Source organism: Gottfriedia sp. NPDC057991 (assembly GCF_042886615.1).
Taxonomy (GTDB): Bacteria; Bacillota; Bacilli; order Bacillales; family Bacillaceae_G; genus Gottfriedia.
In genome coordinates, this window is sequence record NZ_JBHVQN010000001.1 from 688,191 (window position 1) to 706,785 (window position 18,595).

18 protein-coding genes and 1 pseudogene are annotated in these 18,595 nt (G+C 32.8%); all 19 read left to right on the plus strand.

The annotated features are described in order from the left end of the window. The first annotated feature begins 10 nt into the window (after positions 1–10). A complete protein-coding gene (gene spoIIIAD, locus ACFVR2_RS03395; RefSeq protein ID WP_069034314.1) occupies positions 11–400 on the plus strand; it encodes a stage III sporulation protein AD in 390 nt (129 codons plus the stop codon). Positions 401–421: 21 nt separating this feature from the next. Then, positions 422–1,591 carry a stage III sporulation protein AE gene (gene spoIIIAE / locus ACFVR2_RS03400; RefSeq protein ID WP_387358905.1) on the plus strand — a complete coding sequence of 390 codons (1,170 nt, stop codon included), beginning with the start codon at positions 422–424 and terminating at the stop codon, positions 1,589–1,591. An 8-nt stretch (positions 1,592–1,599) separates the two neighbouring features. After that, entirely contained in the window at positions 1,600–2,217 is a 618-nt protein-coding gene (spoIIIAF, locus tag ACFVR2_RS03405; RefSeq protein WP_387358907.1) for a stage III sporulation protein AF, read from the plus strand. A gap of 6 nt (positions 2,218–2,223) precedes the next feature. Further along, the gene (gene spoIIIAG / locus ACFVR2_RS03410; RefSeq protein WP_387358909.1) at positions 2,224–2,916 is read left to right on the plus strand and encodes a stage III sporulation protein AG; all 693 of its coding nucleotides are present in this window, start codon (positions 2,224–2,226) and stop codon (positions 2,914–2,916) included. Between the two features lie 21 nt (positions 2,917–2,937). Beyond that, a complete protein-coding gene (locus tag ACFVR2_RS03415; protein ID WP_335409530.1) occupies positions 2,938–3,552 on the plus strand; it encodes a SpoIIIAH-like family protein in 615 nt (204 codons plus the stop codon). Positions 3,553–4,039: 487 nt separating this feature from the next. After that, positions 4,040–4,525 (plus strand): acetyl-CoA carboxylase biotin carboxyl carrier protein, encoded by a 486-nt coding sequence (gene accB, locus ACFVR2_RS03420; RefSeq protein WP_387358912.1) that lies wholly within the window; start codon positions 4,040–4,042, stop codon positions 4,523–4,525. Positions 4,526–4,568: 43 nt separating this feature from the next. Then, a complete protein-coding gene (gene accC, locus ACFVR2_RS03425) occupies positions 4,569–5,918 on the plus strand; it encodes an acetyl-CoA carboxylase biotin carboxylase subunit (RefSeq protein WP_387358914.1) in 1,350 nt (449 codons plus the stop codon). 15 nt (positions 5,919–5,933) lie between these two features. After that, positions 5,934–6,332, plus strand: a complete 399-nt coding sequence (locus ACFVR2_RS03430) for an Asp23/Gls24 family envelope stress response protein (RefSeq protein ID WP_387358916.1) — start codon at positions 5,934–5,936, stop codon at positions 6,330–6,332. 185 nt (positions 6,333–6,517) lie between these two features. Then, positions 6,518–7,084, plus strand: a complete 567-nt coding sequence (locus ACFVR2_RS03435; protein WP_387358918.1) for a GNAT family N-acetyltransferase — start codon at positions 6,518–6,520, stop codon at positions 7,082–7,084. A 383-nt stretch (positions 7,085–7,467) separates the two neighbouring features. Further along, a complete protein-coding gene (nusB, locus tag ACFVR2_RS03440) occupies positions 7,468–7,848 on the plus strand; it encodes a transcription antitermination factor NusB (RefSeq protein WP_387360436.1) in 381 nt (126 codons plus the stop codon). 37 nt (positions 7,849–7,885) lie between these two features. Continuing rightward, positions 7,886–8,761, plus strand: coding sequence for a bifunctional methylenetetrahydrofolate dehydrogenase/methenyltetrahydrofolate cyclohydrolase FolD (folD, locus tag ACFVR2_RS03445; protein ID WP_387358920.1), 876 nt, complete (start codon positions 7,886–7,888; stop codon positions 8,759–8,761). A gap of 36 nt (positions 8,762–8,797) precedes the next feature. Further along, a complete protein-coding gene (gene xseA, locus ACFVR2_RS03450) occupies positions 8,798–10,144 on the plus strand; it encodes an exodeoxyribonuclease VII large subunit (RefSeq protein WP_387358922.1) in 1,347 nt (448 codons plus the stop codon). A gap of 5 nt (positions 10,145–10,149) precedes the next feature. Further along, positions 10,150–10,377 carry an exodeoxyribonuclease VII small subunit gene (locus ACFVR2_RS03455; protein WP_387358924.1) on the plus strand — a complete coding sequence of 76 codons (228 nt, stop codon included), beginning with the start codon at positions 10,150–10,152 and terminating at the stop codon, positions 10,375–10,377. A gap of 1 nt (position 10,378) precedes the next feature. Continuing rightward, a complete protein-coding gene (locus ACFVR2_RS03460; protein ID WP_387358926.1) occupies positions 10,379–11,266 on the plus strand; it encodes a polyprenyl synthetase family protein in 888 nt (295 codons plus the stop codon). A 362-nt stretch (positions 11,267–11,628) separates the two neighbouring features. Then, complete coding sequence (gene dxs, locus ACFVR2_RS03465; RefSeq protein WP_387358928.1) at positions 11,629–13,509, plus strand: 1-deoxy-D-xylulose-5-phosphate synthase; 1,881 nt, start codon at positions 11,629–11,631, stop codon at positions 13,507–13,509. A 15-nt stretch (positions 13,510–13,524) separates the two neighbouring features. Then, the gene (locus ACFVR2_RS03470; RefSeq protein ID WP_387358930.1) at positions 13,525–14,352 is read left to right on the plus strand and encodes a TlyA family RNA methyltransferase; all 828 of its coding nucleotides are present in this window, start codon (positions 13,525–13,527) and stop codon (positions 14,350–14,352) included. A gap of 211 nt (positions 14,353–14,563) precedes the next feature. After that, positions 14,564–15,016, plus strand: coding sequence for a transcriptional regulator AhrC/ArgR (gene ahrC, locus ACFVR2_RS03475; protein WP_056475186.1), 453 nt, complete (start codon positions 14,564–14,566; stop codon positions 15,014–15,016). 32 nt (positions 15,017–15,048) lie between these two features. Next, entirely contained in the window at positions 15,049–16,779 is a 1,731-nt protein-coding gene (recN, locus tag ACFVR2_RS03480; RefSeq protein WP_387358934.1) for a DNA repair protein RecN, read from the plus strand. Between the two features lie 308 nt (positions 16,780–17,087). After that, positions 17,088–18,194, plus strand: a pseudogene (spoIVB, locus tag ACFVR2_RS03485) (SpoIVB peptidase); the annotation flags it as partial. Between the last annotated feature and the right edge of the window lie 401 nt (positions 18,195–18,595).

Below are 18,595 nucleotides of genomic sequence, written 5' to 3' on the forward strand. Positions count from 1 at the left end.
TTTGGAAATCATCCAAATTGTCGGTATTGGTTTAGCCGCCACATTTGTCATTCTTTTATTAAATCAATTTAAAATGAATAATTTTACTTTAGCAATAACTGTTTTTATAAGCTGTGTATTATTTCTATTTTTATTAGATAAGGTGCAATTCTTATTGGATCAAATTCAAAAGCTAGCAAATCAGGCGAGTATTAAAAATGTGTATGTTGAAACTTTATTAAAAATAATTGGGATCGCATACATAGCTGAATTTGGAGTTCAAATTACGAAAGATGCAGGCCAAGGAGCAATTGCTTCCAAGATTGAATTAGGGGGGAAAGTACTCATTTTGGTTCTTGCAGTACCGATTTTAACAGCTTTAATCGAAACAATTTTAAGTTTTTTACCAAAAATTTCTTAGATGTAAGGAAAGGAGGACATTATGTCAAAAAGGATGAAAGTTTTTCTTCTTTTCTTTGCTCTCTTTTTTTTAGTACCAAGAATTGTACAAGCTGCTCCTCCACCTGCTGAAATTGTAAATGAACAAATACAAAAGTTAGGGATCGATGAAGTTCAACAATATTGGGATGAAGTTGTTCATCAATATGGTGGTTTTTTACCAGAAAGTCAAAAAGGGGACTTTATCCAATTTATTAAGGGAGAAAAGAAATTTTCATTGCAAGAATGGTTTATTGCATTTGCTAAATATATATTTTTTGAGTTATTAAGTAATGGAAAAATATTAGGGATCTTAATTATGTTAGTAATTTTTAGTTCTTTACTCCAATCATTACAAAATGCATTTGAGAAGAGTACGGTCAGTAAGATTGCTGATAATGTTGTTTTTCTAGTATTGGTAGTTTTTGCATTAAATAGTTTCTATATTGCCACGCAGGCCACTCAAGATGCAATTACAGTCATGATTGATTTTTTACGAGCATTAATACCGATTTTACTTGCTTTGATTGCGACTTCAGGTGGTGTCATATCTGTTGGCGTTTTCCATCCAATCTTAATATTTTTAATGCATACAAGCGGATTACTAGTGACGTATTTTGTACTACCTTTAATTCTTGTATCTACAATTTTAAGTATTGTAAGCATTATTAATGATGAGTTGAAGGTAACAAAATTAGCTTCTTTAATAAGAAATGTTGCTGTAGGTGTACTAGGAATCTTTTTAACTATTTTTTTAGGGGTTTTAAGTGTACAAGGTTTGACGACTGCAGTAACGGATGGGGTAGCAGTAAAAACAGCTAAATTTGTGACAAGTAATTTTATTCCGGTTGTTGGTAAAGTTTTTGCAGACGTTACAGATACAGTTATTAGTGCATCTTTATTATTAAAAAATACAGTTGGGATTGTAGGTTTAGTTACTTTATTAGCAATCGTTGTATTCCCAGCTATTAAAATATTAGTTTTAGCTTTAATTTATAAATTCTCAGCGGCGATCTTACAACCAGTTGGAAGCAAAAATATCATTAGCACGATTGATACGATCGGAAAAAGTGTAACTTATTTATTTGTTTGTTTATCAATCGTTTCATTAATGTTTTTCTTAAGTATGACTTTAATAATAGCGGCAGGAAACATTGTCGTCATGTTTAGGTAGGTGAAAAAATGGAATTCTTTATACACTGGGTTTCAAATATTATCGTCTATATATTAGTTGCAACCGTCATTATGATGTTAATTCCAAATACCGGCTTAGCAAAATATGTACGATTTGTAGCGAGTCTATTATTAATTGTCATGATGCTCCAACCAATTTTTCAATTATTCAGAGTAAATATACAAGAAGTGTTAGCTGGGTACCAGTCTAAAACGTATGAAGCAAATGGCGAAATAAAAAATGAAATAAATAATAAGAAAAATGAAATACAAGAAGCAGAACGTGCATATATATTAAAACAAATGGCTGTCCAAATGAAAAAGGACGTTGAAAAAAGCTTTTCAAAAGAATTTGAACAGGTCATTACAAATGTGGATTTACAAGTTAAAGATGGAGTTACTACAGTAAAAACAGCACATGATCTTTCTAAAGTAATCGTTTACGTAGGCCCTAAAAAAGATGAGACAAGCAATGTAGAGCCTGTTCAAGAAGTATCAATTAATACCGATCAGCCTGTTCAGACAGACGATGAAAAAATTAAACAACAAGAGTTACAAACTTTTTTAGCAAATAAATGGGAGCTTGAGGACAAGCAAATCGAAGTCAAAATGGAAGGAGGGGAGTAATGACAAATGAAGAAAAAGCTTCCACCAATAAAATTAGCAGACTTTCTAAAAGGAAATGGCGATGACAAAACCTCTTCTGACAAAGAAAAAAGTCCATTTAAACTGACGAGAAAATATGTACTAGCTCTACTCGGACTCGGGATTTGTTGGATGATTGCTAGCAGTCTATTTGCTAATACAAATCAAAAAACGAATTCAATGCTTTCACCTATTTCGACAGAAACGAGTGGAACACCAAAAAATAATGATAAAGCTGTTGAGACTCTTGGAAGTGATGGTGGAAAATCATCATCAAACAAAATGGAAGAATATGAAACAAAATACGAGCAGCAGCTAACAGAGACTTTAAATAATATGGCTGGTGTAAGTAATGTAAAAGTAGTAGTAAATCTTGAAGGTAGTGGAAAGAACGTTTATCAAACAAATAAAACGAATCGTTCTCAAGAAACTGAGGAAACAGATAAACAAGGTGGGAAACGAAATATTGATGATCAATCACAAGAAGAGCAAGTAGTCATTATTGATAACGGTGATAAACAAGAACCTGTTGTAGCCGAAACTCAAATGCCAAGAATTAGAGGTGTACTCATTATTGCAAAAGGCGCAGAAAACCTTGAAGTAAAGCAAATGATTCGAGAAGCTGTAACGCGATTACTTGATGTACCAAGCTATCGTGTCTCTGTACAACCAAAAAAATAAGAGGAAGAAGGTAAAATTTAAATGAAAAAACAAACGATTTGGTTATTAACAATGTTAAGTTTAGTTGTTGTATTATCAGTTTATTATGTTACGACACCTGATAATTTAAAAACAACAAGTTTTATGAACATGAATAACAATACAAATACAGATTCATTAGACTCAACTCCTAAAGATACTAAGAAGACAGATTCTAATACAGATTCTAAAACTGATTCTAAAACAAATACTTCTAAAACAAATACTTCTAAACAAAACGATAAAGAAACAGCTTCTCAAGAAAATTCTACTAGTGAAGTATTCTTAAAACAACGTATGGAACAAGAAGATCAAAGAAGTCAATTAATTGATGAATATAAATCTACTGTTGATTCAGCAACTGCATCAGCAAAAGAGAAGAGTGATGCATTCACTAATATGAATGAACTTCAAAAATTAACTGCATTAGAATCAGATGTAGAAACTATGATTAAAGAAGCTGGCTATAAAGATGCACTAGTTCGTTCTGACAAAGATGAAGTAAAAGTAGATGTAACGTCAGCAAAACCAAGCAGAAAAGCAGCGAATGACATTATTCAAATGACAAGAAGTGTCTTAGGTGAAAAACTAGTAGTTGTAAAATTCCAAGTTAAATAATTATATGAACAAAGCCAGTAGAAGTGATTCTACTGGCTATCATTCTGTATAAAAACAAGTTGTCAGTTAGACCAGATTTTTCACAAAAAATGAAGCCTGCGTGAGGTGGATTTCCAACCTGATATGGAAATCGACTAAGTACTTATTTAGTAGAACAATGTGTATGTTATTGCTAAAATAAAGGGCTGTCCTCTGTTTAAATAGTTTGTTGCCAGTGGTACTATTCTGCTGGCTCTTCATTTTTTTTAATATGCTTATAAATAATTAATGTGAATTTTAGGATTATTCCTAATTCCTATGCACTTTCTGTCTTTGGTTTTCCCTGTTATAATAGTTTATATTGAATTATTTTTGGTAAGGAATAATATATAAATATTCCTTGTAAAATAGCTAAAAATAATTAGGAAATACTTTGGTTAAAATAATTTGTTGAAAAGTTTAGTATTAGGTTATAAGATTAGACTATATGTCTTAAGGGGTGAACAGAATGAAAATTCATGAAATTAGAGAGTTAATTAAGTTAATCGATCAATCAACAATAAATGAATTCGAATTTGAGGATAATGGTGCTATCGTTAAAATTAAAAAAGGTGGACAAACAACTGTAGTTACATCTGCTCCTGTTTTACACCAAGAGGTAGCTCCTGTAGTTACATCTGCTCCAGTTGCAACTTTAGAAAGACCAGTTGCTGCAGAAGTTGCTGCACCTGTAGTGGAAAAAGAAGATACAAGTAACTTACATAAGATTACATCACCGATGGTAGGTACATTCTACGCATCTCCATCTCCTGATGCAAAAGAATACGTATCAATCGGCGATCGTATTAAAAATGATTCAATCGTTTGTATCGTTGAAGCAATGAAGCTTTTTAATGAAATTGAAGCTGAAATTGAAGGCGAAATCGTTGAAGTACTTGCTAAAAATGGTCAATTAGTAGAATACGGTCAACCATTATTCTTGGTAAAGGCCTAAGTATCTACAAAATTAACAGTACTTTACTAGAGAAGGTGAAGAAATGAAAAAGGTTTTAATAGCGAATCGAGGAGAAATCGCCATTCGTATTATTCGAGCATGTAAAGAATTAAATATTGAAACAGTTGCTATTTACTCTGAAGGAGATAAAGAAGCATTACATGTTCAAATGGCAGATGAAGCTTATTGTGTCGGTCCTAAATTATCAAAAGATAGTTATTTAAATATGACTAATATCATTAGTATTGCAAAATTAACTGGTTGCGACGGAATCCATCCTGGTTATGGTTTCTTATCAGAAAATGCTAGTTTTGCAGAATTATGTACAGAGTGCAATGTGAAATTCATTGGACCAACGGCTGATTCTATTTCTAAAATGGGTACAAAAGACGTTGCTCGTGAAACAATGAAAGAAGCAGGTGTACCAGTCGTACCTGGTTCACAAGGTATTATTCAAAGTATAGAAGATGGTAAAAAGATTGCTGCAGAAATCGGCTATCCGGTTATTATCAAAGCTACAGCAGGTGGCGGAGGTAAAGGAATCCGTGTAGCAAAAGATGAAAACGAACTTGAAAAAGGTATACAAATTACTCAACAAGAAGCTCAAACAGCTTTCGGTAATCCGGGTGTGTATCTTGAAAGATATATAACAGATTTTAGACATGTTGAAATTCAAGTTTTAGCAGATGAGCATGGTAATACGATTCATCTTGGAGAACGTGATTGCACAATTCAGCGTCGTCTTCAAAAATTAGTAGAAGAAGCACCATCACCTGTTTTAGACGAAGAAACTCGTCAAAAAATGGGTACAGCAGCTGTTCGTGCAGCTGAAGCGGTAAATTACTGGGGTGCTGGTACTGTTGAGTTTATTTATGAACCACATACTAAAAACTTCTTCTTTATGGAGATGAACACACGTATTCAGGTTGAGCATCCTGTTACTGAATATATTTCTGGTATTGATCTTATTAAGCAACAATTATTAATTGCTAAAGGTCATCCGTTAAAAATAACTCAATCAGACGTATCTTTAAAAGGTTGGTCAATTGAATGTCGTATTAATGCTGAAAATCCAGATAAGAACTTTATGCCGTCTCCTGGTAAAGTCATTACGTATTTACCACCGGGTGGCCCGAATGTTCGTGTTGATTCTGCTGTATATAGCGGGTACACAATTCCGCCATATTATGATTCAATGATTGCGAAAGTTATCGTGCATGGCAAGACAAGAGATGAAGCAATTGCTATAATGATAAGAGCACTTGAAGAATTTGTGGTAGAAGGAATTTACACAACAATTCCATTCCATTTAAATTTATTGCAAAATGAAATCTTCGTAAAAGGGAAGTATAATACTAAATTCCTTGAGGAGCATGCGCTTGTTAAAGGATAAAGTGGAGGGATCTGTATGAACGAAAATCAAATTTTAGAAATGGGTACTGCGACATTAGGTCGAGTAGAAATCGCACCTGAAGTAATCGAAGTAATTGCTGGTATTGCAGCTGCTGAAGTTGAAGGTGTTTCAAGCATGCGTGGAAACCTAGCATCTGGTATTTCTGAAATTATCGGTAAGAAATATCACGGTAAAGGTGTCCGAGTTGATTTATCAGAAGAACGAATTACAATCGATGTATACATTCTAGTTAAATTTGGTAAGTCAATCCCAACTGTAGCAGGTAATGTACAAGACAATATTCGTCAAGCATTATTAACGATGACAGGTCTTGAATTATCTGAAGTAAATGTTCACGTAGTAGGAGTTCAATTCGATACGAAACCTGAGCAAGAAGCTCCAATTGAACTTTAATAGTATAAAAAGAGTCTCTATCTAATAGAGGCTCTTTTTTTGTTTTGCTAGATAAGAAGTAAGGACAGTCTTTAAAGTTTTATGCAGTTCTTTCATTTATTCCAGTTCTTATGTAACTGCTTTTATGGAAATATTTTGAAATGTGTTAAAATTTATTTATAAATGAAATAGAAATAGGTGACAATATGATCTTAAATTTGAGCACAAATAGAACAAACTTACGTGAATTTGTTGAAAGTGATTGGCAGCAAGTACATAAATATGCATCACAATTAGTTGTATGTCAATTTCAGCCATGGGGACCGAATACTGAAAGTGAGACTAAGGAATTCATTCAAACCATACTAGGAGATATGAAACAAATAAATAGAACTAGATTTGCATTTGCAATAATAGAAAAGGAATCTGGTGAATTAATCGGATCGATTGAGTTTAATATTAGGGATGAAATAAATCAAATAGGTGAAATAGGGTATATAATTCATCCGAACTATTGGGGCATGGGGTTTGCTAGTGAAGCTACTAAAAAAGTAATTTCATTTGGATTTAAAAATTTTAAGCTTCATCGAATTTTTGCGACATGTGATGTTAGAAATATTGCATCAGCAAAAGTACTTGAAAAATGTGGCCTAAATTTAGAAGGTAAAATGCGTGAAGATTTATTATTAAGAGACGGCTGGAGAGACACTTTTTTATACAGCATACTGGAACATGAATGGCTTGGGAGTCAGGAAGGACAGGAAAGACAATAAAATCTGGTAATAGTTAGAAAGTTTTTTTATTTTCTTTAAATCTTTTACAATCCCATTAATCCCGTATTTTCTTAAACTTTCTTTTTGAATGTTCGTGTTTTGGCATATAAATATTATTTTAAAGTAAAAAAAAGGAATATTTTTTAAAAAAACACAAACATTAGTCTGTTATTTTATTGGATTTTAAGTTAAAATGTAGAAAACAGTTTAAAGTATTGAGTTTGCTTAGAAACGTTAATAATAATAAAAATTAGAGTTAATACAGACAGTCGTTGGAACTTATTAAAAAAAATGGTAAAATAACGTGTTACTATACAAAATTAGAATTCGTTATTACCTATGCAACGAATGATGAATTTAGCTTAAAGGAGTTTATTATTTTGATGAAACGTAGAAAAGCAAGGGAACTTGCATTACAAACATTATTCCAAATGGATTTAAGTGAAGCAAATGCTTCAGATGCATTAGAGCATGTATTAGAAGAAGCTGAAGAAAAACAAGATGCTTTTTTAGAGGCAATTGTAACAAACTTTGTTAGTCATAAAGAAGTGATTGACGAACAATTAGCTTCAAATATCGAAAGCTGGACGATTGATCGTTTAGGCAACGTTGATCGCAATATCCTTAGAATCGCTCTAGTAGAAATTAGTTACCTAGAGGATGTTCCAAAAAGTGTAGCAATCAATGAAGCGATTGAAATTGCAAAAGTTTACGGTGATGATGATTCTAGTAAATTTATCAATGCGGTATTATCAAAATTCTAAATAGATAGATTGTTTATATGCATAGGGGGAAACTAAAATGGTAGCAACATTAATTAATGGTAAAGAAGTTTCAGTATCAATTCGTGAGGAATTAAAGAATGGTGTTTCAGAATTAAAAAATCAAGGTGTTACACCAGGTTTAGCAGTTGTTTTAGTTGGAAATAATTCTGCTTCAAGAACATATGTGAATTCGAAGCATAAAGCATGTAATGAATTAGGAATGTATTCTGAAGTAATTGAATTACCTGAAACAGTTACTGAAGATGAGTTATTATCCGTTGTAAACAAATTAAACGATGATCAGTCAATTCATGGTATTTTAGTTCAGTTGCCATTACCTGCTCATATCTCAGAAAAGAAAGTAATTGAAACAATTTCTCCATTAAAAGATGTTGATGGATTTCATCCAATTAATATTGGAAGAATGATGACGAATCAAGATTCATTACTACCTTGTACTCCTTTTGGTATATTAAAATTAATAGAAAATACAAATATTCCGATTAGTGGTAAACATGTCGTTGTTATTGGACGTAGTAATATTGTAGGGAAACCAGTTGGACAACTATTCTTAAACGAAAATGCAACGGTTACTTATACACATTCACGTACAACTAATCTAAAAAATATTACAAAGCAAGCTGATATTTTAATTGTTGCGATTGGTGTAGCAAAATTAATTACAGCTGATTATGTTAAAGAGGGTGCTATTGTAATTGACGTCGGCATGAATAGAGACGAAAATGGCAAATTATGTGGAGACGTAAATTTTGAGGATGTAAAAAATATTGCTGGTTATATTACTCCGGTACCAGGTGGAGTAGGACCAATGACTATTACAATGCTACTTCATAATACGTTAAAAGCAGCTTCTCAAATTGATCATAAATTAAATTTGAGTACTAAACTTTAATCATATTGCTTTGTAAGAATGAAAGAAGGGCTATGCATGACGGAAAAGCTACCAGTTACTGTTACCGCATTAACTAAATATTTAAAAGCAAAATTTCAAGCGGATCGTAATTTGCAAAATATACTTCTCCGTGGAGAAATCTCAAATTTTAAACGTCATTCATCTAGCGGTCATTATTATTTTACGTTAAAAGATGATGGTGCTAGAATTGCAGCGGTCATGTTTCAATCCTTTAATGCAAATATCGCATTTCAACCAACCGATGGTATGCAGGTTATTGTACAAGGTGAAATAAATGTATACCCAGGATCAGGTAGCTATCAAATCTACATAAGAGACATGCAACCCGATGGTGTTGGCGGTCTCTTTGTAGCTTATGAACAATTGAAGAAAAAACTATTAGAAGAAGGACTCTTTGATCAGAAATTCAAGAAAAAGATTCCTTCTTTTCCTAGTGTAATCGGGGTTGTTACTTCACCAACTGGTGCGGCAGTTCGAGATATTATTACAACGATTCAACGAAGATACCCGATTGGGAAAATAGTTGTCATTCCGACTCTTGTACAAGGTGAAGGTGCGAAAGCATCGATTGTGAAATCAATTGAAACAGCAGGTAGAATGAAAGAAATAGATGTGTTAATAGTCGGACGAGGCGGAGGATCAATTGAGGAACTTTGGGCCTTTAACGAAGAAAAAGTAGCGAGAGCGATCTTTGAATCAAAAATTCCAATCATTTCCGCAGTGGGTCACGAGACGGATACGACAATTGCGGATTATGTCGCTGATCTGAGGGCACCTACACCAACGGCTGCAGCAGAATTAGTTTCGTTAAGCCAAAGAGAAATACTTGAGCAATTTACTGTTCGAAAAACAAGACTCAATAAAGCGATGGATACGATTATTGAACGAAAACAAGCGCAACTAAAGGCAGTTCAAGATGCTTATGTTTTTAGATATCCTAATTCACTATTCCATCCAAAACAAGAGCAATTTGACCGGATTAATGAGCGTTTACATACATCAATAAATGAAATTGTTAAGTCTAAAATAAACAAGCATAAAGAACTAAATTCGTCACTACTAATACATCATCCAAGTAATAGAGTTCAGTTTGAAAAGCAAAAGCACCAGCAATTACATATGGCTTTGCAAAAAGAATTTAATCGCCTAATCACCCAAAAGAAATTTGAAATGGAAAGAATACTTCATACACTTGATGCACTTAGTCCATTAAAAGTTATGGCCAGAGGTTATTCATTAGCATATAAAAATGATAACGAATTGATGAAATCGGTTAAACAGGCAAAAAGCGGAGACCGATTCCAATTACAAATGACCGATGGGAAATTAAATTGTGAAGTACTTGAAGTAAAAGGAGAGTGAATCAATTGTCACAAAATGAACGTTCTTTTGAAGAAGCAATAAAAGAAATTGAACTGATCGTACAAAAATTAGAGCAAGGTGACGTACCACTTGAAAAAGCGATCGAATACTTTCAAGAAGGTATAAAACTATCTCAAATTTGTCAAGAGAAGCTTACAAAAGTTGAAAAACAAATGACTTCTATATTAAATGAACAGGGTGAACAAACTCCTTTTACTGTTGAGGAGGAATAATATGAACACTTTCAAAGATTTTATGGAGTATTCCAGTAGAATAGTAAATGATGAAATGATTAAATCGGTTGAAAGATTAAAAGCACCGGAAATATTAAAAGAATCTATGTCCTATTCATTGCAAGGTGGAGGGAAAAGAATTAGACCTCTTTTACTTTTCGCAACTCTAGATGCATTTGGTAATGACCCATTAATAGGGATAAAACCTGCATGTGCTTTAGAAATGATTCATACTTATTCATTAATTCATGATGATTTACCATGTATGGATGATGATGATTTTCGAAGAGGAAAACCGACAAATCATAAAGTATTTGGCGAAGATCTTGCGGTATTAGCAGGTGATGGCCTATTGACATACGCATTTAAATTAATTACGGAAATGAATGATTTTCATGTGTCTGATCAAGTGAAACTACAATTAATTAGTGAGTTAGCGATTGCTGCAGGTCCTGAAGGTATGGTTGCCGGTCAGGTAGCAGATATGGAAGGTGAAAGTAAAGAGCTTAGTGGAGAAGAATTGCAATATATCCATGAAAGAAAAACGGGTAAGATGCTAATGTATCCAGTAATTGCAGGTGCAATTATTTCAAAAGCAACAGCCGAACAATTATCTCACCTAACGCAATTTGCTTATAAACTTGGTATCGCATTTCAAATACAAGATGATATTTTAGACGTAATAGGTGATGAAGAAGTACTTGGTAAGCCAGTTGGTAGTGATATAGAAAATGATAAAACTACTTATGTTAAGTTATATTCAGTCGAAGGTGCTAAAGAAAGGCTTCATACATTTATTACTGAGGCTAAACAACATGTTCGAGCATGTGGGATTAAAGATGACTATTTAATCTCAATTTGTGATTTTGTTGAAAATCGCAGTTTTTAATCTTTGATTATGTAATTAATTCCATGTCCATTGAATAGATTTATTCATTTATGTATAATGTAACTACTTTATAAACGTGTTAATGTTGTTAATCAAATATACAGAAATGTAGGCCGTTAACACATATGTGCTAGCGGCTTTCTTTTCATTTTGAGGAAAAATATCTATAATTTTATTCTATAAAAATAAAAAACATTAAACAGATTTTAATAAAAATGGTATTATGATACATGGTGTTAAGAGTTAGTCATTTAAGAAACTAGCGTTTAACTACAAGTATGGTAAAATCATTTTATAGATAAAATTACATAATAATGAATTATTTATATAGATTTAACATCTAGGAAGGTGAGTGATCCAAGATGGATCTTACGACAATTAAAAATCCGTGCTTTTTAAAAAATAAAACGAACGGTGAATTAGAGGTATTAAGTGAAGAAATTCGTAAATTTCTTATTCAACAGCTTTCTGAGACTGGGGGCCATATTGCGCCAAATTTAGGAGTTGTTGAATTAACGATTGCATTACATAAAGTCTTTGATTCGCCTAAAGACAAATTTTTATGGGATGTAGGACATCAATCATATGTTCATAAAATATTAACTGGTCGAGCGAAAGAATTTACAACACTAAGACAATTTAAAGGATTATGTGGCTTTCCTAAACGTAATGAAAGTGAGCATGATGTATGGGAAACCGGACACAGCTCGACTTCACTATCTGCGGCAATGGGGATGGCTATTGCTAGAGATATAAAAAAAACTGGTGAATACATTATTCCGATTATCGGAGATGGTGCATTAACTGGTGGGATGGCACTTGAAGCAATGAACCATATTGGTCATGAGCAAAAAAATGTCATCGTTATTTTAAATGATAATGAAATGTCTATAGCTCCGAACGTAGGTGCTTTACATAGCATTTTAGGAAGACTGAGAACTACTGGGAAATACCGTTGGGCTAAAGGTGAACTTGAAGGTGTGATCAAAAAAATTCCTGGAATCGGAGACAAACTATCAAGTACATCAAAAAAATTAAAAGATAGTCTTAAATACTTAGTTACACAAGGGATGTTTTTTGAGGAAATGGGATTCACTTATTTTGGACCAGTTGATGGTCATAATTTTGAAGACTTATTTGAATCCCTTGAATATGCTAAGAAAACTAAAGGCCCGGTATTAGTACATGTACTAACGAAAAAAGGAAAAGGATATAAGCCAGCAGAAAGTGATGATATTGGAACTTGGCATGGCACAGGTCCTTATAAAGTAGAATCTGGTAAGTTAATTAAGCCGGATAAAGCACCACCTGCATGGAGTAAACTTGTTAGTGATACTGTATTAAAATTAGCTTTAAAAGATGAGCGAATCGTAGCGATTACTCCTGCAATGCCAGTCGGTTCAAAATTGGAAAATTTCCAAGCGCAATTACCTGGCCGAATTTTTGATGTCGGTATTGCAGAGCAACATGCGGCAACAGTAGCAGCTGGTTTAGCAACGCAAGGAATGAAGCCGTTTTTAGCAATTTATTCAACATTCCTTCAAAGAGCATACGACCAAGTATTACATGATATTTGTAGACAAAATTTAAATGTATTCATTGGAATCGATCGTGCAGGATTAGTAGGTGCTGATGGTGAAACTCATCAAGGTGTGTTTGATATTGCCTTCCTACGTCATATACCAAACTTAGTTTTAATGATGCCTAAAGATGAGAATGAAGGCCAACATATGGTAAACACTGCAATTCAATATGAAGATGGTCCAATTGCCCTCCGTTTCCCTAGGGGGAATGGTATAGGCGTACCAATGGATGAGCAATTAAAAGAAATTCCGATTGGATCATGGGAAGTATTAAAAGAAGGTTCTGATGCAGTTATCTTAACTTTTGGTACAACAATAAAAATGGCACTAGATGCAGCGGGTGAGTTAGAGAAGGAAAATATCTCTGTTAAAGTTGTAAACGCAAGATTTATTAAACCGATGGATACTGCAATGTTAAATGATATCTTTAAGGACGGAAAACCGATTTTAACGATTGAAGAAGCAGTATTACAAGGTGGTTTTGGAAGTGCTGTTTTAGAATTTGCAAGTTCAAATAATTTTCAAAACGTCCGCGTAGAACGTATAGGTATACCGGATTTATTTGTTGAACATGGTGATGTTGATAAATTACTTGATGAAATTCATTTAACAAAAGATGAATCGGTTAAGAAAATCCGTGAAATGATTTGTAATAAATAAGAGGATGACATTTAAATGGCAAAAAAGGAACGAGTAGACGTACTTTTAGTAGATCGTGGTTTAATCGAAACACGTGAAAAAGCTAAACGAGCAATTATGGCAGGACTTGTCTATACAAACGAACAAAGATTAGATAAGCCTGGAGAAAAAATAGATATGGAACTCCCTTTACAAATTAAAGGTGAAGTTATGCCTTATGTGAGCCGTGGAGGGTATAAATTAGAAAAAGCAATAAACACATTTGATCTATCAGTTAAAGATAAAATTATGATTGATATTGGATCTTCAACAGGTGGATTTACGGATTGTGCCCTTCAAAATGGGGCAAAAAAATCATATGCACTTGATGTTGGATACAATCAACTTGCTTGGAAATTAAGGCAGGATGAACGTGTTATTGTAATGGAACGAACAAATTTTCGTTATGTTAAACCAGAAGATTTAATTGAAGGGTTACCTCAATTTGCTTCAATTGACGTATCCTTTATTTCGTTACGTTTGATTTTACCAGTCCTAAAAACATTATTAGTACCTTCAAGTGATGTTGTCGCGTTAATTAAACCCCAATTTGAAGCTGGTAGAGAGCAAGTTGGTAAAAAAGGTATTGTACGCGATCCAAAAGTGCATGAACAAGTTATCGAAATGATGATCGATTTCGCGCTTCGCCAAGGATATGATATAAAAGCATTAACTTTTTCTCCTATAACTGGTGGAGACGGCAATATTGAATTTTTAATTCACCTTCATTGGGAAGGTTCAAAGGAAATTGGAAATAGCGAATTAAATCGATTACCAATGGAAATTGTAAATGAAGCACATAGTGAATTAAAGAAGGTAAAATAATAAAAGGAAACCAATTAGGTTTCCTTTTCTCCTTTTTCAAATTAAGTAATTAATCTGATAGGATTCGAAATGTGATAAAAAAGAAAAGAATAAATTATGCTCAAAAAATGCATTTTATGAAAACGTTTAAAAAAATATATACAATAACCAGTAGATTAGATAATATAATCTTTAAGTAAGATATTTGTCGGAATTTGCAAAGAGGTGTATTATGAATAAAGGTCAGCGTCATATTAAAATACGAGAAATTATCGCGAAAAATGAAGTCGAAACACAAGACGAATTAGTACAATCACTAAGAGATTTAGGGTTTAAAGTAACCCAAGCAACGATTTCACGTGATATAAAAGAACTACATCTAGTAAAAGTACCGTTATCTGATGGTCGATATAAATATAGCCTACCTGCAGATCAACGATTTAATCCGTTACAAAAATTAAAAAGACTTTTAATTGATTCATTTATTAAAATTGACAGTTCAAGTCATTTAATTGTAATGAAAACTTTGCCAGGTAATGCAAATGCAGTTGGTGCATTAATTGATCATTTAGATTGGTCAGAAATTATGGGTACAATCTGTGGTGATGATACGATCTTAATCATTTGTCGTACACCAGTAGATGCTGATGATTTAAAAGAAAAATTTATTGACATGCTTCAATAGGAGAATGGTTTTAAAAAGAGGAGAGAAACTCATTGTTATCTGAAATTATCATTAAAAATTTTGCAATCATTGAGGAAGTTGCCATTTCATTTGAAAAGGGTTTAACTGTACTAAGTGGTGAAACAGGCGCGGGGAAGTCGATCATTATTGACGCCATCGGTCTGTTACTTGGTGGTCGTGGATCTGCAGAATTCGTAAGATATGATACTGAAAAAGCAGAAATTGAAGGCTTATTTCATATCGAAAATGAGAATCATCTAATTTATTCTAGATGCAGAGAATTAGGCTTTGACATTGAAGATGAAATGATCATCTTAAAAAGAGATATTACTTCATCTGGTAAAAGTGTATGCCGTATCAATGGGAAATTAGTGACAACTTCTATACTTAAGGAAATTGGTGGTTTACTCGTTGATATTCATGGGCAACATGAGAGCCAGGATTTAATGGACCAAGAGCATCATTTACCGATGTTACAACAATATGATGAAAAAGCAATTGCTCCTTTGTTTACTGAATATCAAAATATATTTAATAACTATACAGACTTAAAAAAACAGTTAAAGCAATTAACTGAAAACGAACAACAAATGGCTCATCGGTTAGATTTAATTCAATTTCAGTTAACAGAAATACAAAGTGCGAATTTGCAAGAAAATGAAGACGATCAATTGATGGAAGAAAGACTCAAAATTTCTAATTTTGAACGCATTTATAAATCTTTAGTTGAAGCATATCAAGGTTTATCCCAGGATGGATCAGGGTTAGATTCGGTCAGGTCCAGTATGTATTCTTTAGAGTCAGTAACGAATATTGATAATGACATTAAAGAAATGCATGAAGGAATCAGTAGTAGTTATTACTTATTAGAGGATATATCGTATCGATTACGTGATTCCATTGAACAAATGGAATATGATCCAAATAGATTAAACGAAATTGAAACTCGTTTAAGTGAGATTTCTATGTTAAAAAAGAAGTATGGGCACAGTGTTGCTGATATCTTAAAATACGCAGAAAATATCGAACAAGAGTTGGATACTATTCAACATAAAGATATGCATATAGAGAAGTTACAAAAAGACTTAGATAATGTAATAATCAAGCTAATTAAAGCTGGTAAGACTCTTTCAAATAAAAGAAAAGAATTAGCAATCAAATTGACTGCTGATATACATAAAGAATTAAAAGAGCTATATATGGATAAAACAACCTTTGAAATTATGTTTAATGTTGAAGAAGGACAAGAATCAGATCCGATTGTAGATGAAAAACATATAAGATTTAAAAAAGATGGATTTGATTTTGTTGAGTTTTATATTTCAACAAACCCAGGTGAGCCTTTAAAGCCATTAGCAAAGGTAGCTTCTGGTGGAGAACTTTCAAGGATGTTCCTAGCATTAAAGAGCATTTTCACGAAGCATCAAGGGATTACGTCAATTATATTTGATGAAGTTGATACAGGGGTTAGCGGAAGGGTAGCACAAGCAATAGCGGAAAAAATACACAAGGTATCTATAGATTCTCAAGTACTTTGTATAACTCACTTACCACAAGTTGCTTCTATGGCAGATACGCACTTATTTATCGCCAAATTAATTGATGGAAATCGAACGAAAACTTCTGTTACACCATTACGAAATGATCAAAAAATTAATGAAATTGCACGAATGATCGCTGGAGTTGAAATTACAGATGTAACGATTCAACACGCAAAAGAATTGATCGATCAGGCAGCTTCTGCAAAATATCAATCTCAATGAACTTAAAGAGAATGTTTGATGATAGAAATTTTTTTCTATACATTAAATATTCTCTTTTTTTTATGGGAATTATTGATAAATTAGTAATTGGAAAATGCTAAATGAAACATACTAATACAACATTATACGTTAAAGAATCTATCATATTTTTACAATCATATTTTGCTTTTACAAAGCTAACATTAACTACATAGCCACGAATTAAAAAAATGAAATTTGGCGCTAAGGAGAGTGATTCGCTTGTGAAAAATATAAATGTTCAACGAATAATAAAAATTCTTCTCCTTTTATTTATAGTTGGTATTGGCGTGTTTAATATAAATCAAAATAATGTGTTTTCATCTACCATAAAAAATAAGGATCAACAAGAAATTGTTAATGTGGCACTTGGTATGAATGAATTACCAAGTAAGGTAGATGTTAAAGTATTAAACAGTTTAAGAATAATACCAGGGGGACAATCAATAGGAGTAAAACTTAACTCAGTAGGTGTCTTAGTAGTTGGACATCATTTAGTAAATACTAATTCAGGACAAAAGTCTCCAGGTGAAATAGCCGGTATTAAAGTTGGAGACATGATTATAAAAATGAATGGTAAACAAATCGAAAAAATGTCAGATGTATTACCGTTTATTCAAAAAGCAGGAAAGTATGGAAAGCCTATAAAAATCACTGTAAAACGCGAGGGTAAGTATTACACAAAAATGTTACAACCTATTCGTGACCAAGGTCATAATAGCTATCGAATTGGATTATATATAAGAGATTCAGCTTCTGGTATTGGTACGATGACATTTATTGAACCTAATTCATTAAAATATGGTGCACTAGGACATGTTATCTCTGATAGCGATACGAGAAAAGCCATTGAAGTTGAAGATGGGCATATAGTCTATTCAACAGTTACTGCAATTGAAAAAGGTGCAGATGGTTCACCAGGAGAAAAAATAGCGCATTTTGCACTAGATCGTGGAACAATTGGTAATATCACTTCAAATAGTCCATTTGGCATATTCGGTAAGGTTAACAATAAAATTGACAATGGAATCATGTCTCAACCATTACCAATTGCATTATCAAACGAAGTGAAAAAAGGTCCTGCTAAAATACTTACCGTAATACATGATAATAAAGTAGAAGCATTTGACATAGAAATAGTAAGTAGTATTCAACAAAAATTCCCATCAACTAAAGGGATCATTTTAAAGGTTACTGATAAACGTTTACTTAAAGAAACAGGCGGGATTGTACAAGGAATGAGCGGCTCGCCAATCATTCAAAATGGAAAGTTAATCGGAGCAGTTACACATGTTTTTGTAAATGATTCGACTAGTGGATATGGAGTTCATATTGAGTGGATGCTTGATGAGGCTAAGGTACCGATTTATGATTATCAAAATAAAAAAGCTTCTTGATTTAAAAAATACACCTATCAAATTATGTAGGTGTATTTTTCATGTGCTTTAGTTTATTTCCCCTACAGGATGATTGATTACCGTGAGACGATAATTTCTTACTGAGGGGGCACAGGAGGCCTCTCTTGCAACTCCTATAGGTGTTAATCCTTTGTTCAAAGTAATTACCCTTTAGTGAATTGGTTTATAGCTAAGATCGCAATTAATATTTCAATACTGAAAAATACACATATTAAATTTTGTGGTGTATTTAGTTAAAATTAAGTCAAAATAGGAAAAAAATGGTAATATACTATTAGCAACAACGAAAGATTAAAAAAAATTTAATGTAGAGGATGATTGATATGACGGCTAATGTTACAGAATTGTAAATTTATATTAAAAATTATAAATTTACATAC